The 21,696-nt window shown below is 63.4% G+C and carries 16 protein-coding genes; 11 read left to right on the forward strand and 5 right to left on the reverse strand.

The window, feature by feature from the left end:
- Window positions 1-234 precede the first annotated feature (234 nt).
- Together I6F35_RS34135 and I6F35_RS34140 are read right to left on the reverse strand one after the other, a co-directional pair.
- On the reverse strand, window positions 235-1,836 hold the full coding sequence (locus tag I6F35_RS34135) for an alpha-amylase family glycosyl hydrolase (RefSeq protein ID WP_225122094.1): 1,602 nt from the start codon (window positions 1,834-1,836) through the stop codon (window positions 235-237).
- Window positions 1,837-1,924: 88 nt separating this feature from the next.
- Window positions 1,925-2,740 carry an RMD1 family protein gene (locus tag I6F35_RS34140; RefSeq protein WP_225122037.1) on the reverse strand — a complete coding sequence of 272 codons (816 nt, stop codon included), beginning with the start codon at window positions 2,738-2,740 and terminating at the stop codon, window positions 1,925-1,927.
- A gap of 145 nt (window positions 2,741-2,885) precedes the next feature.
- On the opposite strand from I6F35_RS34140, the gene I6F35_RS34145 reads away from it, so the two are divergent.
- Window positions 2,886-3,554: an MBL fold metallo-hydrolase gene (locus I6F35_RS34145; protein WP_225122038.1), complete on the forward strand. Its 669-nt coding sequence runs from the start codon at window positions 2,886-2,888 to the stop codon at window positions 3,552-3,554.
- A 36-nt stretch (window positions 3,555-3,590) separates the two neighbouring features.
- Here I6F35_RS34145 and I6F35_RS34150 read toward each other — a convergent pair whose 3' ends face one another.
- A complete protein-coding gene (locus I6F35_RS34150) occupies window positions 3,591-4,793 on the reverse strand; it encodes a PHB depolymerase family esterase (protein WP_225122039.1) in 1,203 nt (400 codons plus the stop codon).
- A 139-nt stretch (window positions 4,794-4,932) separates the two neighbouring features.
- Window positions 4,933-6,336 carry an MFS transporter gene (locus I6F35_RS34155; RefSeq protein ID WP_225122040.1) on the reverse strand — a complete coding sequence of 468 codons (1,404 nt, stop codon included), beginning with the start codon at window positions 6,334-6,336 and terminating at the stop codon, window positions 4,933-4,935.
- Window positions 6,337-6,613: 277 nt separating this feature from the next.
- Here I6F35_RS34155 and I6F35_RS34160 point away from each other — a divergent pair, with 277 nt between their 5' ends.
- The 7 genes from I6F35_RS34160 to I6F35_RS34190 all read left to right on the forward strand — a co-directional run bounded on the left by I6F35_RS34160 (window position 6,614) and on the right by I6F35_RS34190 (window position 14,288).
- A complete protein-coding gene (locus tag I6F35_RS34160; RefSeq protein ID WP_225122041.1) occupies window positions 6,614-7,852 on the forward strand; it encodes an LLM class flavin-dependent oxidoreductase in 1,239 nt (412 codons plus the stop codon).
- Between the two features lie 219 nt (window positions 7,853-8,071).
- The gene (locus I6F35_RS34165; RefSeq protein WP_225122042.1) at window positions 8,072-8,995 is read left to right on the forward strand and encodes a LysR family transcriptional regulator; all 924 of its coding nucleotides are present in this window, start codon (window positions 8,072-8,074) and stop codon (window positions 8,993-8,995) included.
- A gap of 111 nt (window positions 8,996-9,106) precedes the next feature.
- Window positions 9,107-9,796, forward strand: a complete 690-nt coding sequence (locus tag I6F35_RS34170; protein WP_225122043.1) for an SDR family NAD(P)-dependent oxidoreductase — start codon at window positions 9,107-9,109, stop codon at window positions 9,794-9,796.
- Window positions 9,797-9,869: 73 nt separating this feature from the next.
- The gene (locus tag I6F35_RS34175; RefSeq protein ID WP_225122044.1) at window positions 9,870-10,736 is read left to right on the forward strand and encodes an NmrA family NAD(P)-binding protein; all 867 of its coding nucleotides are present in this window, start codon (window positions 9,870-9,872) and stop codon (window positions 10,734-10,736) included.
- 363 nt (window positions 10,737-11,099) lie between these two features.
- Window positions 11,100-12,206, forward strand: a complete 1,107-nt coding sequence (locus I6F35_RS34180) for a TRAP transporter substrate-binding protein (RefSeq protein WP_225122045.1) — start codon at window positions 11,100-11,102, stop codon at window positions 12,204-12,206.
- A 97-nt stretch (window positions 12,207-12,303) separates the two neighbouring features.
- Window positions 12,304-12,867, forward strand: a complete 564-nt coding sequence (locus I6F35_RS34185) for a TRAP transporter small permease subunit (protein WP_225122046.1) — start codon at window positions 12,304-12,306, stop codon at window positions 12,865-12,867.
- On the forward strand, window positions 12,864-14,288 hold the full coding sequence (locus I6F35_RS34190) for a TRAP transporter large permease subunit (RefSeq protein WP_225122047.1): 1,425 nt from the start codon (window positions 12,864-12,866) through the stop codon (window positions 14,286-14,288). Before I6F35_RS34185 ends, I6F35_RS34190 begins: the two co-directional genes overlap by 4 nt.
- Before the next feature lie 211 nt (window positions 14,289-14,499).
- Here I6F35_RS34190 and I6F35_RS34195 read toward each other — a convergent pair whose 3' ends face one another.
- A complete protein-coding gene (locus I6F35_RS34195; RefSeq protein ID WP_225122048.1) occupies window positions 14,500-15,342 on the reverse strand; it encodes an SDR family oxidoreductase in 843 nt (280 codons plus the stop codon).
- Window positions 15,343-15,536: 194 nt separating this feature from the next.
- Between I6F35_RS34195 and I6F35_RS34200 the strand changes: the two genes are divergently transcribed.
- The 3 genes from I6F35_RS34200 (at window position 15,537) to I6F35_RS34210 (ending at window position 21,688) form a co-directional block, all read left to right on the forward strand.
- On the forward strand, window positions 15,537-16,499 hold the full coding sequence (locus tag I6F35_RS34200; protein WP_225122049.1) for an HWE histidine kinase domain-containing protein: 963 nt from the start codon (window positions 15,537-15,539) through the stop codon (window positions 16,497-16,499).
- A 194-nt stretch (window positions 16,500-16,693) separates the two neighbouring features.
- A complete protein-coding gene (locus I6F35_RS34205) occupies window positions 16,694-18,466 on the forward strand; it encodes an EAL domain-containing protein (RefSeq protein WP_225122050.1) in 1,773 nt (590 codons plus the stop codon).
- Window positions 18,467-18,586: 120 nt separating this feature from the next.
- Window positions 18,587-21,688 (forward strand): EAL domain-containing protein, encoded by a 3,102-nt coding sequence (locus tag I6F35_RS34210; protein WP_225122051.1) that lies wholly within the window; start codon window positions 18,587-18,589, stop codon window positions 21,686-21,688.
- Window positions 21,689-21,696 lie beyond the last annotated feature (8 nt).

Genomic DNA, 21,696 nt, shown 5'->3' on the forward strand with positions numbered 1-21,696 from the left:
GGCAAAGAGAAAATGGTCATTCGCATTGCCTTGGCGCGCAAGCTCCTCGTCAGACTCAATGCAAAAGCTCGCGATGCGCGAGCCCAATACGCCAATGCAACTTGACAATCCAGATAGTCGCTCACCCTGAGGAGACCGCGCAGCGGTCGTCTCGAAGGGCGAGGCCGCCGGCGGGGCCTCATGGTTCGAGACGCGCTGCGCGCTCCTCACCATGAGGGTCAAGTAACGGTGTCATCACCGCGGCGGCGCGATAATGATGCCTTCATTGCCGCGGAGGTCGAGCACGCCTTCGATCGTCTCGCCCTTGCGGTCGAGGAAGGTCGACAGCAGGATCTCGCTGCCGAAGGCGATCGCACTCGAGGTGACCGCGGCCGGATCGGCTCCCAGGTTCAGCGCCACGATCAGCGCGCCCTCCTCGCCACGTCGGCGATAGAGCAGGATGTCGCCTTGCGCGGCAACCCGTTCATAGCTGCCGGTCACAAGCTGCGGCCATTCGCGCCGGAGCGCGATCAGCGCCTTGTACAGGTTGAGGATCGACGTCCTGTCGGCCTTGAGGCTGGCGACGTTTTCGCTCAGCGCATCATGGGCGAGCGGCAGCCACGGTTTTGCAGTCGAGAAGCCAGCATTGGGCTCCGCGTCCCATTGCATCGGCGTGCGGCAGCCGTCGCGACCGAGGCCCAGTCCCGGCACATTCCTTTCGAAGGGATCGCGCACGTCATTGGGCGCGATCGGAACTTGGCGCATGCCGATCTCGTCGCCGTAATAGAGCGTCGGCGTGCCGCGCAGCGTCAAGAGCAGCATGGCGGCGACGCGCGCCTGCTCGGGTCCCACCCGGCTCGCGATCCGCGGCCGGTCATGATTGCCGAGCACCCAGTTCGGCCACGCGCCCGCCGGCAGCGCCTTCTCATAGTCCTCGATGATCCGCTCGATCGAGCGCGCGCTCCACAAGGTCGAGAGCAGTGCGAAGTTGAACGGCATCTGGGCGCCGGTGAGATCGTTGCCGTAATAGGCGACAAGCCGATGCAGCGGCAAATAGATCTCGCCGATCAGCACGCGGGCTTCGAACTCGTCGGTGACGCGCCGCATCTCGGCGATCACCTCGTGGACCTCCACCTGGTCAGTGGAATATTGCGTCAGGAATTTCTCATGCGGCGGCCGGCCCTCGTGATAATGCGGGTTGGGCGGGTTGTCGCGAAACTTGGCGTCCTTGATCAGATGCCAGATGACGTCGACGCGAAAACCGTCGACGCCCTTGCCGAGCCAGAACCGCATCACGTCATAGATCGCGGCGCGGACTTCCGGATTGCGCCAGTTCAGGTCCGGCTGCTGGGCCAGGAAGGCGTGGTAGTAATATTGGCCGCTCTCGCTGTCATATTCCCAGGCGCTGCCGCCGAATTCCGACAACCAGTTGTTCGGCGGTCCGCCGCCGGGCTTCGGATCGCGCCAGATGTACCAGTTGCGCTTGGGGTTATCGCGCGAGCTTCGCGATTCGACGAACCACGGGTGCTGCTCGGAGGTGTGGTTCGGCACGAGATCGAGAATCAGCTTGAGCCCGGCATCATGGGCCGCCGCGACCAGGGCGTCGAAATCCTCCATCGTGCCGAACAGCGGATCGACGCCGGTATAGTCGGAAATGTCGTAGCCGAAATCGGCCATCGGCGAGGGATAGATCGGCGACAGCCAGAACGCGTCGACGCCAAGTTCTCGCAAGTACGGCAGCCGCCGCAAAATCCCCTTGAGATCGCCGACTCCGTCGCCGTTGGAATCCTGAAACGAGCGCGGATACACCTGATAGAAGATGCCGCGCCGCCACCAATCTTTGTCGAAGTCGCCCATATCGCCCATTGGGGCACGTGATCCTTCAATTCAGGCTTGAACGTGGCAATGTGCTGACGCGCGGCGGGTTCGAACAAGATTTCGGCAATCACACGTGGCGGCCGGTCGCGAGCTGGTAGATGGTGATCAGCACCTCGAACAGGATCAGGAAGACGATGATCAGCTCGAGCCGCAGCGAGCGGCGGGTGTCGATGATATCGGTCAGGACCTGCGCGGTCTCGGCGATGACCGCGAGCTTTCGGTTGAGCGATTCGGCGCGCTCCTTCAATTCATATTCGTCCTCGAGCCGGGCATAGAGCCGCTCGAGCTGCGGCTTGTCCCAGAGGATGTCGGGCTTCTCGGACACTTCGACCGGCCCGGAGACGCGATGACGGACCGACAATGCATTGCCGATCTGCTTCAGGATCGCGGCGCGGCCGCCATGAATCTGCCCGCTCTTGGCGAGGCCGCGCGCGAACGGCTCGGTCATGTCGAACACGGCGGCGACCTCGCGCTCGTGCCGCGCCAGCACGACGCTTTTCGCCAGCGCCTCGCCCACCAGAATTAGACGCTCCGGCGACAGGCTCTGCAGATAGATCGGACCGCCCGGCGGAATTTGATCGTCCTTCTCGGAGGCGAGCTCGATGGTGGCGCTCTCCTCCTCGCGCCGCGCGAACGGCGCGACCAGACGCGACTGCAGCCCGCGCAGGAACTCATCTTCCTCCAGCGCATTCAGGCCGATCAGGACCACGACGCCGTATCGGAACAGAATGGCGACGCCGTTCTCATTGACGCGAAACGCCAATGGTGTCGTCGCCAGCACGTCGCTGCGCTCTAACCCCGATGTATTCAGGCGCTCGGCCACGAAGAAGGCGCGGGCCGTGATCCGGGTCCCGCCGAGCGGCGACCTGGAAGCCTGGGTCACGGATTGTTCCGATACGGTGGATGCCATTCCTGTTACGCACCACTAAATGCCGAAGAGTTGTGCAACCCTATCACAGTCCGGCGCGCGGCCACATGTCGTTCCCGGGACGAGTTGACGCGATTTTCCCAGAGCATAAGGTGCCGCCATGGATGACAAAACCGAGACAAAGCCGAAGGCCGGCGCGATCATCGTGCCGGTGACGCTGTTCGAGCAGAACTGCACCATCCTCTGGCACGAGCCCACCAAGAAGGCGGTCGTGATCGATCCCGGCGGCGACGTTCCGAAGATCCAGGAGGCGATCAAACAAACCGGCGTCAGCGTCGAGAAGATCTGGATCACTCATGGCCATATCGACCATGTCGGCGGCGCCGCCGAATTGCGCGACGCGCTGAAGGTGCCGATCGAGGGCCCGCATATCGCCGACAAGCCTCTGCTCGACAATGTCGTCAGCAGCGGTGCGCGCTTCGGCATGACCGGCGTGCGCGACTTTGCGCCCGACCGCTGGCTCGAAGAAGGCGATCAGGTCTCGATCGGCGAGCTTACCTTCGAGATCCTGCATTGCCCCGGCCATTCGGCCGGCAGCGTGGTGTTCTTCAACAGGGAATTGCGCTTCGCCCATGTCGGCGACGTCCTGTTCAACGGCTCGGTCGGCCGCACCGATCTTCCCGGCGGCAGCCATGAGACGCTGATCAGGTCGATCAAGGAAAAGCTGCTGCCGCTCGGCGATGATGTCGGCTTCATCTGCGGCCACGGCGCCGGCTCCAGCATCGGCCAGGAGCGGATGACGAACCCGTTCATCACCGGCGAGCTGTGAGCGGCGGTGCCGGCGCCTGCAACCGCAGCACCAAAGCTATTTCACTAAACCCGCGGCCGTCAGCGCCCGGGTGATCGCATCGCTGATCTCGCGGGCGCGGCCGCGAAGCGTGTGTGACGGCGCAGCCTGACCGGACCGCGTGGCGCGAGGCAGGGGAATGGGCTTTGCCGCTTCGTTTGCGACCGGCTTCGTCATCGGCTTGACCACCGTCTTGGCAGCCTCTCTCTCGACCGGCGCGGAACGGCGAGCCCGCTCGGTGAGGCCGAAGAAATTCGCGATGTGGTACGACGACGAAATCCCGGCCTCGATCAGGAAGGCGCCGGCTTCGCCATAGCGTTCGTCATTGGCGGCGACGCCGAGCGGCGTGCCATGAGCCATGCCGGTAATGGTGTAGGATTCGACGACCGTCTCGCCATCTTCATTCCACCAAACCTCGCGCGGATAGCCGTCGACCGTCGCCGTCGCCATCGGCGTCTCCGGCAGGCCATGCACGTCGAGCCACTGCCTGACGATCGCATCCGCATTGCCGGGATTGACGGTGCGGTCAGCGCTGCCGTGCCAGACCGAAACCTTCGGCCACGGACCATCGTGCTTCCACGCGCCACGCACGAGATCGCCCAGTTCATTCGCAGGCCGCGGCGGCGCCTGCATCATGCCATTGAGCGCTTCGCGCAGATTGGTGGCGATGCCGAACGGCAGGCCGGCCACGATCGCGCCTGCGGCGAAGACATCGGGGTAGGTCGCGAGCATCACCGATGTCATGGCGCCGCCAGCGGACAGCCCGGTGACGTAGATGCGGCGCGAATCGAGCTTGTGGTCGACGACCATATGCGCGATCATCTGGCGGATCGAGCCGGCCTCCCCCTTGCCGCGCGTGATGTCTTCCGGATTGAACCAGTTGAAGCAGGTGTTGGCGTTGTTGGCGCTCTGCTGCTCAGGCAGCAGCAGCGCAAAGCCATAGTGACGCGCGAGCGTCGACCAGCCCGCACCGAGATCGTAGCCGGCCGCGGTCTGGCCGCAACCATGCAACACGACAACAAGCGCCGCGCCGCGCGGCAGCCCGTCCGGCACGAACGAATACATCTTCAGCGCGCCGGGATTCGCGCCGAAGTCGGCTGTCTCGACCAGCGGACTGTCGACCGCAGGTGCAAGGCTTCGCCCATAGACGGCAGCAAGGCCATTGAATCCATTCAGCCGGGGCAGATGGCTTAGGAATTCGACGTTCTTGGCAAGTGACAACAGCAACTCCTGAGGTGATTTCGACCAGCCTCGGCTTCATCACATAGTTGCTGCAGCGCAAAATAAAAAGTCCGTATACTGTCATTTCCCGGAAATTGTGAGACGTGCGCTAAATTCGTGAACAGCAATTAATCCATGATCATGCCGCGCGCCGCATCCATGACAGGAATGCGGCGCAAATGATGATCGACAGCCCAAACAATGCGCATGCCACATGCAGCGCCAGTCGCGCCGAGCCTGCTGCTTCGATCGCGAAGAACACCCCGCCAATTGCGGCCACACCGGCCGCATTGCCGATCTGCGTCGTGGTGCCATACATGCCGGAACCCGCGCCGGCACTGGCAGGCTTCACCGTCGAGAGCACCGCGCTGGAGAGCGGCGCCATCACCAACCCCTGGCCGTAGCCGAAGATCATCAGCACCAGTGCGAGCAACAGCGCGGAAGGCGCCTCGACCAGCGCCGCCGTCGCGGCAATCGCCGCAAGGCCAATCATCTGCAGCGCACAGCCCTCGATCAGCACCAGCGTGCCGCGATGCCTGGCCCGCGTGCCGCTATGGCGCGAGGCGATCACGAAGGTGAGCGCGAGCGGCACGAACACGAGCCCGGCCTGAAGCGGTGGAATATGCAGCGCGTTCTGCATGAACATGGTCATGACCAGATAGAACGAGAGATTGGCGAAGAAGAAAAAGAACACCGCGACCAGTCCGCGCATGAAGGGCGCGTCAGCCAGCAGCGCAAGATCGATCAGCGGCATGCCGCCCCCGCGCGCGATCGCCCGCTCGAGCCGGACGAACGCCGCAATGATCACAACGCCGCCGGCCATCACCAGCCACACAAAGAGCGACCAGTGCACCTCGTGGCCGAACAACAGCGGCCCGATCAGGCACAACAATCCCGCAAACAGCACGATGGCTCCGGGAATATCGAGCCGCGTGCCGGCCCGATGCGGCACCGTCGGCACAATCCTGAGCGCGGCGACGATGATGACGATGCCGAAGGGCACGTTGACGAAGAACACCGCGCGCCAGCCGAGGCCCGCGAGATCGAGCGTCACCAGCACGCCGCCGAGCAGGAAGCCGGCGGCGCCCGCCAAACCCAGCACAATGCCGTAGATGCCGAAGGCGCGGGCGCGCGCGGAATCGGCAAACAATAGATGCAGCGTCGCCAGCACCTGCGGCACCATCAGCGCGGCGGTCGCACCCTGCGCCAGTCGCGCGATGATCAATTCAGGTCCCGATTGCGCGAGCCCGCACCACAGCGACGCCAGGCTGAAACCCGCGACGCCGGCGACGAACACGTTTCTGGTGCCATAGATGTCGCCGAGCCGGCCGCCGGTGACCACCAGCGTCGCATAGGCGATCAAATAGATCGCGATGACGGCCTCGATCTCGGCCGCGCTGGCATCAAGCTCCGCCGCCATGGTCGGGATCGCGACATTGACGATGAAGGCATCGACCCCGAACATGAATTGCGCGGCGACCACCGTCGCCAGCACCCACCAGCGCCGCGAGGAATCCACTGGCATGGCGACGATCTGGTGCATGGCGGAGCGTTCCGTTCAAAATCCTGTGCCCGCGCAAGCTACACATTCGCGTCATTCCGGCGATTACCTCCGAGGTAAGTCCGTGGCCCCGGGTTACGCTGGCGCTCCACCCGGGCTACGGCGCTCACGATACTGTGCGGAAATTCCGGGCAGCGGCATGCCGCGCCTTCCGCGCAACATCCATGCAGGCCCGCGGGCTCGGAGCATTGCGCTGGACCTGCCCTGCCCGTAGGTTGGCGCAACGCTTACGACAACAATAATCCGGAGAGAACACCCTATGGCGCGCCTGAAATTCGGAGCCTTCCTCGCCCCGCATCATCCGATCGGCGAGCATCCGATGCTGCAATTCCGCCGCGACCTGGATTTCGTCCAGCAGCTCGACGAGCTCGGCTACGACGAATTCTGGTGCGGCGAGCATCACTCCTCGGGCTGGGAGATGATCGCCTCGCCGGAGATGTTTCTGGCCGCCGCCGGCGAGCGCACCAAGCGGATCAAGCTCGGCACCGGCGTGATCTCGCTGCCCTATCACCATCCCTTCAACGTCGCCCAGCGCATGGTGCAGCTCGACCACATGACCGGCGGCCGCGCCATCTTCGGCTCCGGCCCCGGCGCGCTTGCCTCCGACGCACATACGCTCGGCATCGATCCGATGACCCAGCGCGACCGCCAGGACGAGGCGATCGCGATCATCCGCCGCCTGTTCAACGGCGAACGCGTCACCGCCAAGAGCGACTGGTTCGTGATGAACGATGCCGCGCTGCAGATCCTGCCCCTGCAGGAGGACATGCCGTTCGTGGTGGCCTCGCAGATCTCGCCATCAGGCATGACGCTGGCCGGCAAATACGGCATCGGCATCATCTCGCTCGGCTCGATGTCGACCCAGGGCCTGATGGCGCTGCCACAGCAATGGCAATTCGCCGAGGATGCCGCCAAAAAGGCCGGCACCACCGTGAGCCGGTCGAACTGGCGCGTGCTCTTGTCCTGGCACATCGCCGAGACCCGCGAGCAGGCGCGGCGCGAGGCCGGCGCCGGGCTGATGCGCTGGCACAACGAATATAATGTCGGCACGCTGATGCGGCCCGGGCTGACCGCGTTCTCCTCGCCCGATGAGGCTGTCGACAAGACCGCGTTCGTGGAGGGCGCCGCCTCCACTATCGGCACGCCCGACGACCTCGTGAAGATGATCAAGAACCTGGTGCAGGTTTCCGGCGGCGTCGGCACCATCGTCGGCTTCGCCCATGACTGGGCCAATCCGGAAAACACCAGGCGAAGCTGGGACATGGTGGCGCGCTATGTCATCCCCGAAATCAACGGCTATATCGACGGGCTGCGCAAGTCGCAGAAATTCGTGATCGAGAACCGCGCCATCTTCGAGCGCGCCGGGCAAGCCGTGATGGCCAAGATCATGGAGAACGACAAGGCCGCCGCCGCGCTCGCGCATACCGGCCCCGGCCGTGTCGCGATCCCCGCCGTCAACGCCCCCGATTTGCAGGACGCCGCGAAGCGGAAGGCGTGAGAGGCCCTCTCCTCACGAAGGCCGCGTAGCCCGCGTGGAGCGCCAGCGTAACCCGGGGGCGCTGGTAACCGCTGATGCAGATGTCCCGGGTTGCGCTGCGCTTCACCCGGGCTACCGGATCACCTCTCCCGCAAGCGGGAGAGGGAGCACAGCCGACCCCACCATTGATTTTATGGCAACCGCGCTTCATCATTGCTGACGCAACATCACGGTGGAGCAATGCCCTTCGACGGCCGGCTGCTGGCGGGGATAAGCGTGTTGGCGGCGGTGGTGCAGACCAGGAGCTTTGCCCGCGCCGCCGATACACTCGGCATCACCGCCTCCGGCGTCAGCCGGGCGGTTGCGCGGCTTGAGGGGCGGATCGGCGTGCGCCTGTTCGACCGGACCACGCGTTCGGTGGCGCTGACCGACGAAGGCCGCCGCTTCTATGAACAGGTCGCGCCGCTCCTCGCCGGGATCGAGGACGCCGCAAGCACCGCCTCGGGATCATCAGGCGTGGTCCGCGGCCGGCTTCGCGTCGACATCGATCCGTATTTCTCGCGCATGATCCTCTCCGGCCATATCGGCGGCTTCCTGCGCCGGCATCCGGAGCTGACGCTGGAATTGATCACGCGCGAGCGCGTCGGCGATCTCGTCGCCGATGGCATCCACGTCGCGATGCGCTTCGGCGAGCCTCCCGCCGGCACGCTGATCGCACGCAAATTGCTGGAAACGCGGGTGCTGACCGTCGCCTCGCCCGGCTACCTCAAGAAGCATGGCCGTCCCAGGCATCCGGCCGAACTTGAAGATCATTCCTGCATCCAGTTCATCGACCCGCGGTCCGGGCAACTCTTCGAGTGGGAATTCCGCGCCGGAAAGAAAGTGCTGCCGGTGAAGACCTCGGGCCCGCTGGTGCTGACCGACGTCGGCACCATGATCAACGAATGCATCGCCGGCACCGGCATCGCGCAGGTGCTCGCGATCGGCGTACGGCCGCTGCTGGAATCAGGCCGCCTGATCGAATTGTTTCCGGACTGGCCGGGCGAGACCTTTCCGCTCTACGCGCTGCATCCCTCGCGTCATCATCCGCCGGCAAAAGTCCGCGCCTTCATCGATTTCGCGCTCAAGGCCGCACAGGAAGCAACGCGGCCGCGCGCGAAGTGAATTCATGACCTGTAGTCATTTGTAAACTGACATATCCGCGCTGGGATCATCAGCATCCGAGTGAGACAGTCCATCCAGCAGATCAACCGATCAGTTGGAGAGCATCGACCCATGGCAACCAGGAAAACCGTTCTCATCATCGGCGCCTCGCGCGGGCTGGGGCTTGCGCTGGCCGAAGAATATTGCAGCCGCGACTACCAGGTGACCGCCACCGTACGTACGCCGTCGAAAGCGCTGGACGATCTTGCCGCGCGCTTTCCCGTAAGCCTCGAGATCGAGACGGTCGACATCACCGATCAAACCTCCACCAGGGCGCTGAAGCAGCGCCTCGGCAATCGCATCATCGACACCTTGCTCGTCAATGCCGGCATCTGCCTTGCGCGCGAGAACACGCCGATCGATGCTGATGTCGACGACTTCGTCGCCATGATGGTGACGAACGCGCTTGCTCCGATGCGCATCGTCGAAACCTTTGAGGATCAGGTACCGCCGCGCGGCATCATCGCGGTGATGTCGTCCGAGCTCGGCAGCATCGCCGCCAATCGCGGCTTCTGGGAGCTCTACAGCGCGAGCAAGGCCGCGCTCAACATGCTGATGAAATGCTTCAGCCAGCGGCATCCCGGCGACCCGCGCGCAATGCTCTTGATCGCGCCCGGTTGGGTGCGCACCGAAATGGGCGGCGGTGGTGCACAGCTCTCAATCGACGAGAGCATCCCGCCGGTCGTGACCGCAGTGGAGGCCCGCGCCGGCAAGGCTGGCCTGAGATTCATGAACCGGCACGGCGACAGCCTGCCCTGGTAGCTGCATTTCAAGGGCCGTAGCGCGAGTGAAGGGCAGACGGCGGCGCTCACATCCAGCACAAAGGAGACAGGATATGTACACGGTCATGGGAGTCACAGGAAAAGTCGGCGGGGCCACGGCCCGCGCGCTGCTCGCGCAAGGCAAGCGGTTGCGCGTTATCGTGCGGGACGGCGCCAAGGGCGAAAGCTGGGCCGCGCGGGGATGCGAGGTCGCGATCGCCGATCTCGACGACGCCGAGACGCTCGGCCGCGCGTTCGAGGGCGCGGAAGCCGCGTTCGTGATGCTGCCGCCGCTGTTCGATCCCTCGCCCGACTGGCGCGAAGCCAGGGCGATGATCGATACGCTGCGCGGGGCGCTGACGCGCGGCGCGCCCGAGCGGGTGGTAGCGCTATCGACGATCGGCGCCGATGCCGAGCGGCCGAACCTGCTCAGCCAGCTCGGCCTGCTCGAAGGTGCGCTGTCGACGCTCACCATGCCCGTGACGTTGCTTCGCGCCGCCTGGTTCATGGAGAACGCGGCACTCGATTTAGCTTCGGCCCGGGATCACGGCGTCATCGCAAGCTATCTGCAGCCGCTTGATCGCCCGGTGCCGATGATCGCGACCGCCGACATCGGCAACGCCGTCGCCGATCTGCTGCAGCAGCAGTGGAGCGGCACGCGCATCGTCGAACTCGAATCCGCCGAGCGCGTCAGCCCCACAGCGATCGCCGCAGCGTTCGCGAAGGCGCTCGGCAAGCCGGTCAGGGCCGAGGCCGTGCCACGCGAAAAATGGGAGGCGATGTTCCGCGAACAGGGCATGCGCAATCCCCTGCCGAGAATGCAGATGCTCGACGGCTTCAACGAGGGTTGGATCGACTTTGCGGATAACGGTGCAAATGCCCGCAAAGGCTCGACATCGATCGAGACGGTAATCGCCGCTTTGGTCGCCAGCGGACAGTGAGCTGAAACGTTCTAGAGCATTTTCGGTTCTGATTGAATCAGAACCGAAGCTCTAGATTCTTGTTTTGACGCGCTTTCTTCACGCGAACCGGTACCCACTTCGCTCGAAAACGCTCTAGCCCGGGTGGAGCGCACAGCTGGCAGGAAGATCGACCGCGACGCAACAAGCAGCAACAAGGCCGTCGGCGCGACCCGGCGCAAAAGCGCGCCACGCCGCAGCAGCCTGCCAGCGCTCGCTGCGGCCAGAAAGCAAGATGACAAGGTGAGGCAATGGTGGCAGACTTGGTTTCGAGACCAGGTGCGGCAAGAAAAAGCGAAGAATAGCGATCGCCAGGGTCCCGTCGTCCAAGGGAGGAGAGGGCTCATGAAACGCTTGTTTCTGGGACTGATCGTTGCTGCCCTGATGGCATCGGCGTTTGTCGGATCCACCTCTGCAGTCATGGCGCAGACGAAGACGCTGAAGATGCAGGCCACATGGCCGGCGTCGCTCACGCTCTATGATAACTTCACCTACTTCGCCGAGCGGGTGAACAAGCTGTCGGCCGGCACGCTGAAGATCGAGACGATGCCCGCAGGCCAGGTCGTGCCAGCCTTCGAGGTGCTGGACGCGACCCACAAGAAGGTGCTCGACGGATCGCATGCGTGGGCGGGTTACTGGACCGGCAAGAACAAGACCGCGATTCTGTTCACCGGCGGTCCCGGCGGCACCTTCGGCATGGACTACATGGACGTGATGGGCTGGTTCTATCACGGCGGCGGCCTCGATCTGTACAACGAGTTCTATCAGAAGGAGCTCAAGCTCAACGTCGTCGTGTTTCCCATCCTGCCAGCAGGACCGCAGGCGTTCGGCTGGTTCAAGAAGCCGATCCAGACGGTCGAGGACATGAAGGGGATGAAATGCCGCCAGACCGGCATGGCCGGCGAAGTGTGGCAAGCGCTCGGCTTCACGGTGGTCAACATGCCGGGCGGCGAGATCATTCCGTCCGCGCAGCGCGGCGTGATCGATTGCGCGGAATGGGTCGGCGGCATCGAGGACATGCAGCTCGGCTTCCACAACGTCTGGAAGTACCATTATTCTCCCGGTCTGCATGAGAACGTCACGGTCGGCGAAATCGTGATCAACGGCGATGTGTGGAAGGAGCTCAGCCCGCAGCACCAGGAGATCATCAAGTCCGCGGCCAACGAGACATTCCTCGTCTGGTGGACCAAGTGGCAGCGCCAGAACGCCGATGCGCTGATCGAGATGCAGCAGAAGCACGGCGTACAGATCCTGCGCACGCCGACCGAGATCCTGATGACCTTCATCAAGAAGTGGGACGAGATCGCGGCGGCCGAGGGCGCCAAGAACCCATTCTTCAAGAAGGTGCACGACTCGCAGAAGGCCTATGCCAGCGCTGTGGTGCCGTACAAGCGGTCCTATTTCCCGCCATATTCCTTCATGGCGAACTACTACTTCCCGGTCGAGAAATAGGCTTGGTCCGAGGGCGGCCGAACAGGCCGCTCTCCATCCGCTCGCAGACGGCCTGCATCACGCCGCAACGCGCGATCGGCCGGCGGTAGGGGGAGGGATGGTTGAGATAACAGACAGGCCGTCGCCGGCGCTGCTGGCCATAATCCGGATCATTGACGGTTTCACGGATCGGACCGGCACGATCATCTCGTGGCTGTCGGTGCCGCTTGTCCTGGGCGTCGCCTACGAGGTTGGAGCGCGCTATTTGTTCAATGCGCCGACGATATGGGCCTACGACGCAACCTACATGCTCTACGGCTCGCTGTTCATGCTCGGCGCCGCTTACGCGCTGCACAAGGGCGCCCACATCCGCACCGATTTCTTCTGGGAGAAGTTCTCCACCCGGAAAAAGGGCTTGATCGACACGATCTCCTATATCGTCTTCTTCTTTCCCAGCCTGATCATGCTGTTCCTGATCAGTTGGAACGAGTTTCACTACGCCTTTGAGATCAACGAGACCTCGGACCAGACCCCGTGGCGGCCAGTGCTGTGGCCGTTCAAGTTCGTCGTGCCGCTCGCCTGCCTGTTGCTGCTGATCCAGGGCGCGTCCGAGCTGCTCAAGAGCATCTACATGGTACGCACCGGCGTCGAGCTCGAGCACAAGGAGAAGATCGAGGTATGACCGCCGAAGCACTCATCGGCCTGATCATGCTCCTGGTGCTGCTCGGAGCGATCTTCATCGGGGTGCCGATTTCGTTCACCCTGCTGTTTCTCGCCTTTGCGTTCGGCTACCTCGGCATAGGAGCGACGGTCTTCGAGCTTGCCTACTTCCAGACCATCGGCCTGATGAAGGAGGAACTGCTGGCCGCCGTTCCGCTGTTCATCTTCATGGGGTTCATCACCGAGCAGGCGGGGCTGATGGAGCGCCTTTTCACGGCGTTCCGCATGCTGCTTGCGCCGTTGCGCGGCGCGCTCTTCCTCGTCGTCATCCTGACCTCGACCGTGTTTGCGATGGCGACCGGCATCGTCGGCGCAGCCGTCACCGTGCTTGGCATCATGGCCTCGCCGATCATGACGAAGTCCGGCTACGACGCAAAGCTTTCAGCGGGCACCATCACTGCGGGCGGCACGCTCGGCATCCTGATTCCCCCATCGGTCATGCTGATCGTGATGGGGCCGGTGCTCGGCGTGTCGGTCGCCGATCTCTATGCCGCAGCGTTCGGCCCCGGCTTCCTGCTGGCCGGCATCTACATCGTGTATCTGATGGGCCGCGCCTTCATGAATCCCAAACTTGGGCCGCCGGTGCCCAAGGAGGAGCGTGTCTATTCGGCAGGGCAGATGATGTACGAGGTGATCGTCGGCACGCTGCCCCTGCTCGCGCTCATCACCGCAACGCTCGGCTCGATCATCGGCGGCCTTGCGACGCCGACGGAGGCCGCCGGCATCGGCAGCGTCGGTGCGCTGATCCTGGCCCTCGCATATGGCAGGCTGTCGTTCGGCCGACTGCAACGAGCGCTGATCTCGACGATGGCGACGTCGAGCATGGTCCTGCTGCTGGCGGTCACGTCGAACATTTTCGGTGCGGTGTTTGCCCGCCTCGGCTCGGCCAACTGGATCACCGAGACGATGCTCGGCCTCCAGTTGCCGCCCGGCTTCATGCTGATCGTGGTGCTGTTCCTCGTCTTCCTGCTGGGGTGGCCGTTTGAGTGGCCAGCTATCATCCTGGTGTTCCTGCCTATCTTCTACCCAGTCGTGAAGGGCATGAACATCGACCTCATATGGTTCGGAGCATTGGTTGCGGTGGTGCTGCAGACCGCCTTCCTGTCGCCGCCGGTCGCCATGTCGGCGTACTATCTCAAGCAGGTGGTCAAAGGCTGGAGTCTCGCGACGATCTACGCCGGCATGTTCCAGTTCATGATCCTGCAGGTGATCTGCGTCGGGCTGCTGATTGCCTTTCCCGGCATCGCGACCTGGTTTCCGCAGACGCTGCACGAGGCATCCCGCAGTCAGGTGATCCCCGAGGAGTACAGGAAAATCCTCGAACAGCAGAAGCAGGCACCATCCCTCGAAGACGAAGACTGGCTGACACCAAAAAAGAAGTGACGGGGCATCACTTGCGGCGTGATGGATTGCTTCGCGCCGCTCGCAATGACGGTGGAGAAAGCGGCGGACCGATGTATCTCCTCACCCTGAGGAGACCGCGCAGCGGTCGTCTCGAAGGGCGCGGCCACGCTGGAGGCCTCATCCTTCGAGACGCGGCCGAACGGCCGCTCCTCAGGATGAGGGTCTGGCAGCGTCCCGCCGTCGCTTGCACCTACCCCGCGCCCTGGTCGAAGGCCTTGCGCAGCGCGACATAGCCCTGCTGCTGCTGGGTCCAGTTGCGACCGCCGGTGATGGCGCCGTCGATAACGAGGTCGTGGCCGTTGATGAAGGAGGATTCGTCGCTGGCGAGGAACACGGCGGCATGGGCGATGTCGTCGGGCAGCCCGGCGCGCGGGATCGGCTGAGCGGTCTTGTAGACCTCGCGCATGACAGCGGGCGTCTTCTCCGCGGCGTCGGTCGACAATCCCAGCGCCTTGCCGAAGATGCCGGTCGCGATCGCGCCTGGCGAGATCGAGTTGACGCGGATGCCGGACTCGCCGAGCTCCATCGCCACGCATTTGGTCAGATGGATCACCGCGGCCTTGGCGGCGCCGTAGACCACCGACGAGGAGAAGCCGGCAAGCCGCCCGGCGATGCTGCCATTGTTGATGATGCTGCCGGAGCCCTGCTTCTTCATGTGCGGCGCGACATGCTTCATGCCGAGCATGACGCTGCGCACCAGCGTTGCCATCGCGGCATCGAAGCGGTCGACCTCCAATCCCTCGATGCCGCCGGTCTGCGCCGGACCGCCGGCATTGTTGAACAGACAGTCGACCTTACCGAATTTTTCCAGCGTGAGCGCGATCAGCGCCTTCATCTGCTCTTCCACCGTGACGTCGGTCTGGCGGAAGATGCAATTGGCGCCAAGCTCCCTGGCCAAGGCTTCGCCTTCGGCGATGCGTCGCCCGGCGATGACGACCTTCGCGCCCTCGGCGACGAAAACCTCCGCCGTGCGCAGGCCGATGCCGCTCGTGGCGCCCGTGATCACCGCGACCTTGCCGTCCAACCGTCCCATGTCGTTACCTCTTAAGCTAACAGTCGAAATTGATGGACCGCGATATTCCTGCCACAGGCGGAACAAGGCAAGCGGACTGTTCGGTGCACAATGGCGCCTGATGTGGCCTTCGGCCCTCTGCCGGCCACAAATGACAGCTTACCCGTCGGTTCGGCCTTATTTTGGATTCGCTGATCACCTGAAGTGACAACGCCATGAAGAGACTGATCGACGAGTTCAGGTGCGGCTGGCGCGGGGACGCCCAGCCGTCGCTCGCGCTCGGCGTTGGTTTTGCGATTATCTGCCTGGCGCTGGCAACGGCAGCTCGCTGGGGCCTCTCCCAGATCCGCCCTGACGTGTTCTTCACACCATATTTTCCGGCGGTGTTCTTCGCCGGCGCGTTCGGCGGCTTGCGCATCGGAATCCTGACCGCGCTTGCAAGCGGCCTGCTCGGCCTGACGGTCAATTTCGGCAGCACGGTCACCGATCCGACGCGGATCGTGTTGCTGTTGATGTTCTGGGCGGTTTGCGGCCTCACGATCTGGGGCGTCGAGCACTATCGCTCGATCGTCGCCGAGCAGCAGCGGATCGCCAAACGCCTGATCGGCGAACAGGACTACCGCAAGCTCGTGGTCGACGAATTGCAGCACCGGCTGAAGAACAAATCCTCGACCATCCACGCCGTGCTGCACCAGGCGCTGCAGGACCAGCCGCAGATCTGGAGCCGCATCGATCATCGCATCCGTGCGCTGTCGGCGACCGACGACCTGATCGCAAAGGTTGACGGCAATGGATGCGATATCAAGGACCTCTTGATCTCAGAGCTTGGCCCCTACGGCCACGTCCGCTTCAGCCTGAACGGCGATCGCCTGTTTCTGCCGGCCAAGCTGGCCGTGAGCCTCGCTCTGATCTTTCATGAGCTCGCCACCAACGCCGGCAAATACGGCGCGTTTTCCTCCGCGCGCGGCTTCCTGCAGGTATCATGGTCAGTGTCGGACGATCGCCTCACCATCACCTGGGACGAGACCGAGGGGCCGGCCGTGGAAAATATCGGCGAGCCCGGCTTCGGCACCAGGCTTTTGAAATCGGCGCTCAGGCCTTTCGACGGCAAGACCGACGTCAGCTATCTCAAGACCGGTGTTCACTGCACCATGCAGTGCCGGATTCCCGCGGCCTGAGCGCGTGCTTTTCGCGCCTCGCTCTGAAGCGAAGGCGAAACGAAACACAGCCGCGGGCATTCGATGATCGGGTTGACGCTCTGTTAATGACGATTGAGGCGGCGCCTGTTGAAATCTCCTATCGGCACAGATGTCGCGGTTTTTCTCAGTTCCACTTAACCAAAACTACAAGGGACTTTGCCAAGGTCCCGCGCATGCACAGCCCCACAAAACACGACTTTCAGGTGGCCACGGCGGCGGCCGCGAATGAGAGCGAACTCCATTCCGAACTGCGGATTCTGCGCGATGTCGTCAGGCTGCTGCCTGCGGGTGTCACGGTTCAGGACGAGCAGGGCAACTTCCTTGTCGTCAACGATGCCGCCGCGGCGCACTTCCAGCTGGCAAGCCTTGCAGTGGCCCCGCAACTGGACGAGCGCCGCGTAACCTGTCTCGAATTGCTACGCAGCGGCCGCTCCGCCGTGCTGGAGGAGGCGGTTGCTTCCGGCGCGAGCAAGCAGGTTTTCCTCACCGCGCATCGGCCGGTGCGGATCGCCGACCGCAATCTCCTGCTGTCGACCTCCGCCGACATCACCGAGCAGAAGGCGTTTGAGGACCAGCTGTTCCGTTCCGCCTATTATGACGAGCTGACCGGCCTGCCGACGCGCCGCGTGATCGAGCATCGCGTCAACAGCCTATTGCATCGTGACGACGCCGGCAGTCATTTCGCGCTCGCCTTCCTCGACATCGACAATTTCAAGCACATCAACGACTATTACGGCCACGCCATCGGCGATGCGCTGCTGGTGGAGATGACCCGGCGGCTCGGCCTGTCGCTGCGGGAGACCGACATCCTGTCGCGGATCTCGGGCGACGAATTCCTGCTGCTGCTCGATCCGATCAAGACCGCGCAGGAGGTCGCCGACTACATCGAATTCATGCTGCAGCGGCTGAAGGCTCCGTTCTTCATCGACCAATCGGAAATCTTCGCCTCCACCTCGATCGGCGTCAGCCTTTATCCCGAGCACGGCCGAAGCTACGACGAGCTGCGCCAGAACGCCGACATCGCGATGTACCGCGTCAAGCATGGCGGCAAGGGCGCCGCGGCCTTCTTCGACGCCAGCATGGAAGTCGAGGCCATGGCGCGGATGAAGATCGAGCAATCGCTGCGGCTCGCGATCCTGGAGAAGCGGTTCTGCTGCGCGTTCCAGGCCAAGGTCGATCTCAGGACGCAGGAGGTCAGGGGCATCGAGGCGCTGGTGCGGCTGCGCGACAATGAAGGCGTGATCCAGGCGCCCGGCACCTTCGTCGACCTCGCCGTCGAGCTCGGGTTGATCGACGAACTGACTCATCTGGTGCTGGCGGAGATCGTGAAATCGATCGACCTGATCAACGATACCTTCGGTCCCGATACCTCGATCAGCATCAATGTCGCGGCCAAGCAGGCCGCCAATCCCGAATTCATGCGCCCGTTCGCCCGCGCGCTCGAGGAGACGGGATTCCCGAAGCGCTTCATGATCGAGGTGACGGAAGACGCCTTCGTCACCAAATCGCATTTTCAGAAGGAGATCCTGCCGATCTTGCGCCAGATCGGCGTCGGGATCTCGATCGACGATTTTGGCATTGGCTATTCGTCGCTGTCGGCGCTCGCCGACATCACCGCCGACGAGATCAAGATCGACCGCTCCTTCATCACCGACATCCATAAGCGCCCGCGCAGCCAGGGCATCCTGCGGGCAATCGAATCCTTGAGCGAGGCGCTCGGGATGACCGTGATTGCCGAAGGCATCGAGTCCTACGAGGAATTGGCCTATCTGCAGGCCGCGACCAAGATCCGCTACGCCCAGGGCTACTATTTCTCGAAACCGATTTTCCTGGATGACCTCAAGCCGTCAATGCCACTGGCAAGCGAATCGCGGGCCAGCCTGGCGAGCCGGACGGTGCAGGAGGCACGTCCGACCTACACCCGGACCAGCGGGTATCGGCGCTGACGCCCACCCCACAACCACTGCGAGGATATATTGCAAGAACCTATTAAGCGTTGAGTAACCGGATTTCCTAACCGGTTGTGACAATTTTGCATTGTATGCCTGCCTCCCGGGAATTCGGGAATGCGCAATCCTTCAAAGCACATCCACAGGGCGATTCTTCGCGCGAAAATATTCCGCCGCCACTTCGCCGCGACGATCCGCGGCCCGGTGCTGTGGCTGACGCTCTGCGGCGGTGTGCTGGTGACCGCGATCTTTGCCGGCACCCTGCTGATGGTCGGCCAATTCCGAGAGCGCGCCCTCCACAACGGCGAGCGCGAACTGGAAAACACGGTTCTGATGCTGACGCGCCACTTCGACCAGCAGTTCGAAGACTCCGCGACGATCGCTTCCGACCTGATTTCGCAATTGCGGATTCCGGAGCTTGCCTCGCCGGAAGCGTTCAAGGAGCGGATGTCGGCCTCAGAAGTTCATCATGTGCTGAAATCGAAGGGCCTGTCCTATCTCGGCGACATCTCGCTGTTCGACACCGACGGGCGCATAATCACCTGGTCCGGTCCGTTGCCAGCACCGAAGCTCGACATATCCGAGCGCGCCTACTTCAAGAGCTTCAAATCCAATCCGGCGACGGAGCCGGTTCTCGCCGAAGCGGTCCGCAGCTATCGCACCGGCAATCTGAACACCGTGATCGCCCACCGCCTCACCGGGCACAACGGGGTCTTTCTCGGGATCATGACGCGGCGCATCGATCCGGCAAAATACGAGAAGTTCTTCGCCTCCATTGCTCCGCGCGAGAGCGTGACCATCGCCCTGATTCACGCCGACGGAACCTTGCTCGCGCGCCACCCGCGCATCGAAGCGACGATCGGAAGGAATTTCGCCTCCGCGCCGCTCACGCGAACGGTGCTGGCGAAGGAAGGCCAGCATACCCTGCGTGTCGAGAGCCCGGTCGATGGAATGAAGCGGCTGGGCTCGGCGGCGCGGCTCAGTCATTTTCCGGCGGTCATCGTCGCAACCAACACGATCGCCGCGGCACTTGCCGACTGGCGTGCGCAGACCCGCTTCCTGGTCGCCGCCGCGGCGCTCGCCGCCCTCGTGGTCGCAGGCGTGTTGTTCCTGATCATCCGCGAGATCAACAGGCAAAACCGGCAGGCGCAGCAGCGGCTGAAGGCGGAGCGGCAACGGCTCGATACGGCGCTGAACAACATGATCCAGGGGCTGGTGCAGTACGACGCCGCCGGCCGCATGATCACCTTTAACCGCCGCTACCTCGACATGTTCGAGCTCTCGGCCGAGGCCGTGAAGCCGGGCTGCCACTTCCGCGACCTGATGCGGCACCGCCACGCCCAGGGTCTTTTCAACGGCGATGTCGACGAATTCTGCACATCGGTAATGAACAATATCGCTCAGGGGCAGGTCGATCGCCGCCTGACAGGCAGCACGGACGGCCGCTGGTTCTCGGCCATCAGCACGCCGCTGAGGCACGGCGGATGGATCTCCACCATCGAGGACATCACCGAGCGCTGCAGGCTGGAGCAGGAGCGTGACCGGAACTACGCCTTCCTGCGCGAGATCATCGATCACATCCCATCGCAGATCACCGTCAAGGATGCGCACGATCGGCGTTACCTGCTGGTCAACCGGGTTGCCGAGGAACAGTTCGGCGTTCCGCGCGACCTGATCGTCGGCAAGACCGCGTTCGACGTCTTTCCGTCCGCCTCCGCCCGAATTGTTACCTCAGACGACGAAAGGCTGCTGCAGTCCGCCGACGGCTTCTACAGAGACGAGCACCTCTGGAAGACCCAGGCCAAGGGCGAGCGCTACATCACCTCGAAGCGCATCGGCATCCGCGATCAATCCGGCACGACGCGCTATATCATCAACGTCGTCGAGGACGTCACCGAGCGCAAGCTCGCCAATGAAAGGATTACCTATCTTGCGCATTACGACGCGCTGACCGACCTGCCAAATCGCGTGTTGTTCCGTGCGCAGATCGCGCGCGAACTGGAACGGGCGAAGCTCGGCGAACGCTTCGCATTGCTTTACATCGATATCGACGAGTTCAAAGGCATCAACGACTCGCTCGGTCACCATGTCGGCGACGAATTGCTGAAGACGGTCGCCGCACGGATCAAGGCGTGCCTCAAGCCGAACGACCTGGTCGCCCGGCTTGGCGGCGACGAATTCGCGGTGATCCAGACCGCGGTTGACACGACCAGTGACGTCTCCGACTTCGTGACGCGGATCCATGGCGCGATCCGGCAGCCCTGCGACTGCCTCGGCCATCATCTCTCCACCGACGCCAGCATCGGCATCGCGCTGGCGCCCCGGGACGGCACGGAGCTGGACCAACTGATTAAGCATGCGGATCTGGCAATGTACGCCGCCAAATCGAATGGGCGCCGGACCCATTGCTTCTTCGAGCCGGCGATGGATGAAAGCGCCCAGGCGCGCCTCACCATGGAGCAGGACTTGCGGCAGGCCATGGTGGATGGCGGTTTTGAGATCCACTACCAGCCGCTCTTGGACTTGAGAAGCAATCAGGTGGCGGGCTGCGAGGCGCTGTTGCGCTGGCGCCATCCGGAGCGCGGCATGGTCTCTCCCGCCGAATTCATTCCGGTGGCGGAAGATACCGGCCTGATCAACGAACTCGGCGACTGGGTGCTGCGCACCGCCTGCGCGGAGGCGGCCGCCTGGCCGTCTCACATCCGGCTCGCGGTCAACGTCTCGCCGGTCCAGTTGAAATGTGAGACGCTGGCGTTGCGCATCACAAGCGCGCTCACCGCCTCCGGCCTCGCGCCCGGTCGACTGGAGCTCGAGATCACCGAGGCGGTGCTGATCAGGGACGACGAGGTCGCGCTCGCGATCCTGCACCAGCTCCGCGCCATCGGCGTGCGCATTGCGCTGGACGATTTCGGCACCGGCTATTCCTCCCTGAGCTATCTGAAGCGGTTTCCGTTCGACAAGATCAAGATCGACCGCTGCTTCGTCAGCGACATCGAGATCGACGGCTCCTCCGCCATCGTGCAGGCGGTGGTGAACATCGCGGCATCGCGCAACATGACCACCGCGGCCGAAGGCGTCGAAACCGAACAGCAGCGAAAACTATTGCGCGAACTGGGCTGCACGCAGATGCAAGGCTTCCTGTTCAGCGCGCCGAAGCCGGCATCGGAGATCCGGCGATTGCTCGACATCCACCAGGCGACGGCACGGGTTTCAGCCTGAACCGGCGC

The sequence above is a fragment of the Bradyrhizobium sp. BRP22 genome, from assembly GCF_020194175.1.
Lineage (GTDB): Bacteria > Pseudomonadota > Alphaproteobacteria > Rhizobiales > Xanthobacteraceae > Bradyrhizobium.